Source organism: Butyricimonas sp. BSD2780061689_150309_C8, from assembly GCF_015560935.1.
Lineage (GTDB): Bacteria > Bacteroidota > Bacteroidia > Bacteroidales > Marinifilaceae > Butyricimonas > Butyricimonas paravirosa.
This window is the reverse complement of record NZ_JADMSV010000050.1, coordinates 1-7,132: the sequence shown is the minus strand read 5'-3', so window position 1 is coordinate 7,132 and position 7,132 is coordinate 1. Positions and strand designations below refer to the sequence as shown.

5 protein-coding genes are annotated in these 7,132 nt (G+C 38.6%); 2 read left to right on the top strand and 3 right to left on the bottom strand.

The genetic code is table 11. From position 1 onward, the window contains the following. Positions 1-334: 334 nt before the first annotated feature. From glpC to glpA, 3 genes are read right to left on the bottom strand one after another with little or no spacing between them, the layout of a single operon-like run. On the bottom strand, positions 335-1,552 hold the full coding sequence (glpC, locus tag I2I33_RS20010) for an anaerobic glycerol-3-phosphate dehydrogenase subunit GlpC (RefSeq protein ID WP_087421612.1): 1,218 nt from the start codon (positions 1,550-1,552) through the stop codon (positions 335-337). Between the two features lie 7 nt (positions 1,553-1,559). Further along, positions 1,560-2,816 (bottom strand): glycerol-3-phosphate dehydrogenase subunit GlpB, encoded by a 1,257-nt coding sequence (gene glpB / locus I2I33_RS20005; protein ID WP_087421613.1) that lies wholly within the window; start codon positions 2,814-2,816, stop codon positions 1,560-1,562. A 1-nt stretch (position 2,817) separates the two neighbouring features. Next, positions 2,818-4,443 carry an anaerobic glycerol-3-phosphate dehydrogenase subunit A gene (gene glpA, locus I2I33_RS20000; protein WP_087421614.1) on the bottom strand — a complete coding sequence of 542 codons (1,626 nt, stop codon included), beginning with the start codon at positions 4,441-4,443 and terminating at the stop codon, positions 2,818-2,820. 531 nt (positions 4,444-4,974) lie between these two features. Here glpA and I2I33_RS19995 point away from each other — a divergent pair. Both I2I33_RS19995 and I2I33_RS19990 read left to right on the top strand, forming a co-directional pair. Continuing rightward, on the top strand, positions 4,975-5,394 hold the full coding sequence (locus I2I33_RS19995) for a helix-turn-helix domain-containing protein (RefSeq protein WP_118305834.1): 420 nt from the start codon (positions 4,975-4,977) through the stop codon (positions 5,392-5,394). Between the two features lie 334 nt (positions 5,395-5,728). Continuing rightward, on the top strand, positions 5,729-6,961 hold the full coding sequence (locus I2I33_RS19990; protein WP_118305833.1) for a site-specific integrase: 1,233 nt from the start codon (positions 5,729-5,731) through the stop codon (positions 6,959-6,961). The last annotated feature ends 171 nt before the right edge of the window (positions 6,962-7,132 follow it).

Here is a 7,132-nt window from a genome sequence, read left to right as displayed (position 1 = left end):
TATTGTAAAAATATTTTGTTATAAACACACTTCCACGTTTTTTTTGCTTTACGGACTTGTTCTATCCTCCCCCAAAAATACATTCTTGTATCGTGTTTCTTTGCCGATTCATAATTATCATTCTTTTAATGGACGCCGCACTTATTCCTTCCTCGAATGAAATCGAAATCGATTGCTTTCTTTTTCGCAATCACTTTGTTTCATTATGCAACAAATGTATGAGAATTGAATTTTAAAACAAAATGTTTTTCGAAAAAAAATCGTTTGGATTTTGATTTTAACACATTGATTTTCGATATATAATCAAAAATGCATTAGAGTGATGGAATTAAAATCACTCTAATGCATTGGCTAATATTGATATAGGATGTTCGCAACGTTTTGAGGTAGACATTTCGATTTGCCATTTGCATGTTTCGCAATCGGTAACCACGTAATCAATGTCAAGTGCTTCTATTTGCTTGAATAAAGGTTCTCCTATGTCTTGAGAGGTTTTATAATTCTCTTTTTTGAAACCGTAAGTTCCCGCAATACCGCAACATTGCGAATCTAATATGGTTAATTCGATATTCGGGATTAATTTCAACAACTCGATAGAATAGTAAGCCCATCCCAGTTTTTCCATGTGGCAGGGCGTGTGGTAGGCAACTTTGATTTTCTGTCCTGTTTTAAAATTCAATTTTGTTTTCTTTTGGCTTAACAAACGATAGATATACCGAGTAGCCAACTCCACGTCCTCACGAACATCAGCGTTATCAATATCCAACAAGTGAGGATACTCGTCTCGAATCGTAAACGTGCAGGTTGAAGAAGTTGCTATCACGGGTATTTTCTTCTCCAACACGGACTTCCGAATCGAATTTATATTCGTACGAGCCTGTTTTTGTGCTTGTTTGATCAATCCGTTGGAAATCAAGGCGACCCCACAGCACTTTTCTTTTTCTAGAAGTTGCACCCCGATACTAAAAGCATTCATGACCTTAATTAAATCTTTTCCCAGTTGAGGATTATTGTAATTCACGTAACATCCATGGAAATAACTTACTTGGCTTGGGTAGGCGGCTTGTTTCTCTGCGACTTTTTTATACCAACTTTCGAAAGTGCCGAAAGCGTATTTGGGGAACGTGCGTCGATGATCGATTTTCATAACCCCATCCAAAATTGCCTTCACTGGCTTTAGGCCCAAAGTTGTATTCACGATCGGGGCAAACGGGGTGGATAACGTTCCGACAAGATCTGTATTAGCTAGAATATAGTCCCGGAGTTTCGGTTGTTTTTTGCTATATTTAATTCGAGCTGCTTGGATAATGTCTCCGATTTTCACGTTCGAAGGACAAGCGACTTCACATCTTTTACAGTTAATACAATATTTCAAGGATTCATCATAGAAGTTGAATTTCTTCAACCGTAGGCGTTCTCCATCGGGGCCTGCTTGTTTGGGACCCGGATAATTGGGATTTACTGCTGCTACAGGACAATAAACGGTACAGATCGTACATTTGATACATTGTTCAAAATTGTTGTCGCTGATATTATGTTGTTGGAGATTCATGGCTTCTTTATTTACTTAAAATCTGTTCTGCTATATACATGGCACTCAAAATGGAAACTCCAGCCCCGCATCCCTCTTTCAAAGGATTGAATCCCTCAAGGATTGCCCCGGCTGCATAAAGATTCTCAAAGATTTTGCCTTCTCGGGTACAACGGAACGTGCTGTCGGTTTTGATCCCGAAAGATTGATAAGGTTGTGTGTCAAATACATCGCTGTTATACCATTGTGTCCTATTCGGGGTAAATGTTACATCGAGATCAAAAATTGGTTCGTATATTTTTTCTGTACTGGCAATCAATCCTTGGCTGAAATAACTTCCCGTGGCAAGAATAAAATTTTGTCCAACGAAAGGAATGTCCCCATGATTGAAAGAGTAAATCTGTGAAATCCTGTTTCCTTTTATGTCTGCGCGTAAAACATTATCTCCCAGCATGAAAACTCCTCCATTTTGCTGGAAAACAGAACGAAGTTTTTGTTGTGTATGTATACCAGGAACGGAAGGAGGAAGAGTTGGCAAGAGATAGATTGGCTTGTTGATTTCTTTTCGCAAGTAATCTACCACATCTTCCCGATTCAACCCCGTGATCGCAGGTAAAATAATTGAATCACAATTTCCGCTTTCCGCTTTTAGTATTCGGGCTAATTCTTTTATATTTTCTTGCTTGTCAAATACCCGGGCAATATTAACGGAGCGCATCTCTGTCGGATTCTTGCGCAAATTTTCAAGAGCCGGGAAATTGATAGAATGAATACTGCATTTGGCTCCCATTTTTAGGAATTCATCCGCGATGAATCGCGTGTAAAAATCAAGGAATCCCGTGATGTTAAAGATGCCCGGATGCTGGATTGGTAAACATTTTTCGTTTTCGCTTATTAATAAATTTTTAAGCGTGAGCCAGGTGGGCTTCAATGTCCCCATTGGAGTCACTCGATAATGATTCTCTTCGTGATCCCCTTGGGTCGAAATTCCTGCATTTTTAAAAAATTCTTCCGCTTGTTGGGCTAATTCCTTAAACTTGGTTTCGCCAAGCTTGGCATAAGGATGCGTGGGAGCTTGTTTGACAAGTTCGCTTATCGCATCCAATGGCTTTTGGACGCTTGTCCCATCGGGTAAATTATTTAACAAATCAAATGAACCGGAAGAAAAATGCAAAGCACTTTGTCCCGATGATATGATAACACATCGCTGCCCCCGTTGGGACAAATAAATTCCACTGATTAAGCCGGATAAGCCACCACCGATGATGATTGTATCGAATTTCATGTTATTTCTTAGATGATGATGTTAAACCACAAACGCCTTCATAAATCCAGGCCGTATACTCACTCTCGCGCAACGTGTCTCCCCAGGCAATGGGCGACATCCCTTTCCATCTTTCGTTCAAGAAAGAAGCAAGATCTGCTTTGGCTCTATTCGTGCATACTTTATTCATATCGCTCATTAAACCGGCGGCACGACACGCACAAAGTTCTCCTTGGCAGGTTCCCATGCCAACGCGAGTTCTTCGTCTCAAGTCAACCAGATTGTTTACATCCAGCTCGTTTAAGGCGTATTTTGCCTCGCCAACAGAAACCTCTTCGCATTCACATATCAAGCTATTGTCTAATGGCGTATTTTCAGAAAAACGATCGGCCATATCCCCATGCCTGTAAATAGTCGAATTGCGTTGCGTAAGAGGTACGGATATAATTTTTTTGCTAATTTCTTCTATGCTCTCCCTTGAACCAGGAAGCTTTTCCGTGGCTGTCGTACAAATGGCTGAAAGGTTGAGTTTTTTACATATCAAATCTGTTGTCCACTCGGCCATCAACCGGTAGGTCATTAATTTTCCCCCCGTGATTGTGATAAATCCTTCCAACCCGTCACGGGTTGCATGATCCAAGAGCACGATTCCCCGACTTACACTTCGGCCGCTTGGATCGTTGTCAGACGCAACTAGCGGCCGCACTCCGGCATATGCTCTTAATATACGAGTTTGAGCCAGAATGGGTGCCATCTTTTCCCCTTCTCGTAACAGCACGTCAACCTCTTCCGGGGTTACTTTCATGTGATCAATTTCTTCAAAAGGTACTTTACTAGATGTTGTTCCAATGAGGCAGATCGTGTCGCCCGGAACAAGAATGTCAGCGTCGGCTGGCTTGCGACACCTGTTCAAGACGATGTTGTTTACTCGATGTCCAAAAATCAGTAATGCTCCTTTCGAAGGCAGCATGTTTATATTAATATCCACAAGTTTTGCTATATTATGTCCCCAGATCCCTCCGGCATTGACAACAATAGTAGCATGATAGGATTTGATTTCGTTTGTTTTATGATCTAGAACTTTTACTCCAATCACCCGATTTTGCTCTCGTATGATCTCGATGACTTCTTGGTATGTGAGTATCGTTGCTCCATGCAGTTTGGCGTCCATCACATTGGATGCCGTCAGGCGAAACGGGTCCACGGCGCCATCCGGTACTCTTACCGCCCCGATAATATCCCGGTTTGCAGATGGTTCTAGACGTAATGCTTCTTTCGGGTCGATGATGTCCGCACGAATTCCCGCCTGCTTACATGCCTCGACAAATTTGGCCTGATAGCTGAGATCATCCTCGGGTAAACTGAGGAATAAACCATCTGTTTCTTCTACACAATGACTGGCAATTTTGCGGAGCGTCATATTCTCTTTGATACATTCTTCTGCGGACTCTTTGTCAGTCACGGCGTAACGGGCTCCACTATGCAATAAGCCGTGATTTCTCCCCGTAGCACCGGTAGAGATGTCGAATCTTTCCAATAGAAGTGTCTTTATACCCCTGCGAGAGCAATCTCTGGCAGTTCCGGCGCCGGTAGCGCCACCTCCGATGATTATCACATCAAACGATTGTGTAGTTTCGTTCTGCTTCATGTGTATGAAATTTTATTTTTCACTACAAAGAAATGAATAAAACGAAACATATCAAAATTAAAAAGCAATTTTTTTACTAGAATCGAAACAAAAGAAAAGTATTTTAGTTTCGATTGAAATAAAATAATCTAGAAAAAGAAACATGTGCAGATCTTGTTTCAATAGATTCTGAATTCCATATTAAGAAAACCGAAGGATGTGGTTATTATTTAATTCTTTGTGTTATAGAAATATATGTGAGGTAGTTATGCGAAGAATTGTTACTATAAATATAGTATATGAATTTTGTGTATAATAAATTAGGTATACCTGAGAAATACAAAGAGGAGACAAAAGCATAACGGGAAAATGCTTTGTCTCCTCACATCACCAACCGATTAACATACCCCAATTGCTTGGGGATTTCACCAATAATCGCTATATTTGTAACAAACGATGTACGAAGGTAATACAAATTTGGATGAAAACAAATTTATGTTGGATTATTTTCGACAAAGTAACATAATTTATAGTAATTCTAAATAACACGATATGTCATTTTCAGAAAGATTACAAAAGGTAATGGACGAGCAGGGGTACACAAAATATAAAGTAGCGAAAGCTTTACATATGTCTGCAACAACGATTTCCAACTACTTAAAGAATAAAACAAAACCAGACACCACAAAGTTGGAAGTGATGAGTCGTTTATTGGGAGTAAATCGAAGATGGCTTCTAACAGGTGAAGGTGATAAATATCGTAAGGGTAATGCAGCAATGACGGAAACTTCTGGAGATCTTTCTGTGCGGGATAACGACGAACTCACGGTTCGCCATCTTGTAGAAATTGTAGACAAACAGGCGTCCTCATTACAAGCTAGAGATGAAGAAGTCAGAAAGTTAATGACAATGAATGAAGTCTTGTTAGGAAAGTTGACTATCTTGTTGGAAAAATTGTTTGAAAAGCTTTAAGCGTCATACAATATTGGATTATATAAACTCCCTGTAATTTATCTTTGCAAGATGAAATATAGAGATTGCATTTTTGTTTCCTTTCAAATATTGAAATATAATAAAGAGTTTGTTCAGTTACTTATCCGTTACCTTGATTTAGCAAGCTGCAAATATACTTTAAACAATTCTTGTACTTTAAGTTTTACTTTTTAGAGATGAAAGAATTGCTTTTTTATATGTACTCTTGAATGATAAATGATGCAAGAGTAAACTTCATTATATCTAAAATTTGTCAAATGGGAAGTGTTTACTTTATTTTAACTTCTTATCAATTATAAAAAAATTAAGAATTATGCGTAGTACATTCAAGTTGTTATTTTACGTCAAGCGTAACGTTCCCAAAAGTGATAACAGCCTACCATTAATGGGAAGGATAACTATAAACAAGGGAATTGTTCAATTCAGTCTTAAAATGAGTGTTCCCCCTGAATTATGGGATAGTAAGGCAGGGAAAGCCATGGGAAAAAGTGAGAAAGCGAAAGATATAAACCGGCAGTTGGAACAAATTCGGGTAACAATAAACAATCGTTATCAAGAAATCATACAAGCGGGTGGAGGTGTTACAGCAGAACAAGTAAAAAATGCTTATTTGGGAATTGGTATAAAGCAAGACATGTTTCTCAAGTTGTTCGCTTGGCATAATGAATTATTTGCTCGTAAGGTAGGTAACGGTCGAACCTTGAATACGTACAAAAAATATTGTAATCTTTATAAACTAATGCAAGCTTACATTCTGAAAGAATATAATCGTGAAGATATATCATTAAAGGAATTAAATCTCTCTTTTATTAACGGTTTCGAGCATTTTTTACGCACGGTCCGGGGGTGTTGTACAAATACAATTTGGTTGTATATGATCGGAGTAAAGCATATTATCTCCGTTGCACGAAATGAAGGTTTGCTTGTTGTTAATCCATTTGCAGGTTATATGATCAGTCCTGAACAAGTGGATCGGGGCTTTCTTTCGGAAGAGGAATTACAATTGTTAATGAAAGCCCCCATGAAAAATAAATCCTATGAGCTTGTACGTGATCTATTTGTTTTTGCGGCATTTACGGGATTAGCCTATTCCGATATTAAAAATTTAACCAAGAATAACCTGCAAACATTTTTGGATGGCCATTTATGGATCATCACGCGTAGGCAGAAAACAAATGTCGATTCGAATATCCGACTATTGGATGTGCCCAAACGAATAATTGCAAAATATGAAGGCAAAACCGGGGATGATCGTTTATTTGCCGTTCCAAGTAACTGGTCATGTAATAATATATTGAAAAACATCGGTAAACAATGCGGATTCAAGATTAAACTTACTTTCCACGTGGGACGCCACACCTTTTCAACTTCGCTTACATTGGCGAAAGGTATGCCCATTGAAACCGTAAGTCGAATTCTAGGCCACACAAATATAAAAACCACGCAGATTTATGCAAAGATAACGAACGAGAAGGTGAGCAGGGACATGGAACTTCTTTCACAGAAATTAGCTGGATTAGAAAAACAACTAACAGCGACAATCTAGGCTTGTCGTGAACAACAAAAAGGATGAATAAATTTTTGAGGTTTTTTCCATCCTTTTTATGATACAAAATACAAGTTAGAATAGCTACTAAGGCATTACCTCTTTATCAATCGAATTTTATTAACATACTTGTATTTAAGTTATTAGGTGGTTGTAAATGGTTTTTACAAT

What these genes read in the sequence shown, in the direction of transcription:
- glpC (WP_087421612.1), bottom strand. Translation starts at nt 1,552, where the DNA reads ATGAATCTCCAACAACATAATATCAGCGACAACAATTTTGAACAATGT.
- glpB (WP_087421613.1), bottom strand. Translation starts at nt 2,816, where the DNA reads ATGAAATTCGATACAATCATCATCGGTGGTGGCTTATCCGGCTTAATC.
- glpA (WP_087421614.1), bottom strand. Translation starts at nt 4,443, where the DNA reads ATGAAGCAGAACGAAACTACACAATCGTTTGATGTGATAATCATCGGA.
- I2I33_RS19995 (WP_118305834.1), top strand. Translation starts at nt 4,975, where the DNA reads ATGTCATTTTCAGAAAGATTACAAAAGGTAATGGACGAGCAGGGGTAC.
- I2I33_RS19990 (WP_118305833.1), top strand. Translation starts at nt 5,729, where the DNA reads ATGCGTAGTACATTCAAGTTGTTATTTTACGTCAAGCGTAACGTTCCC.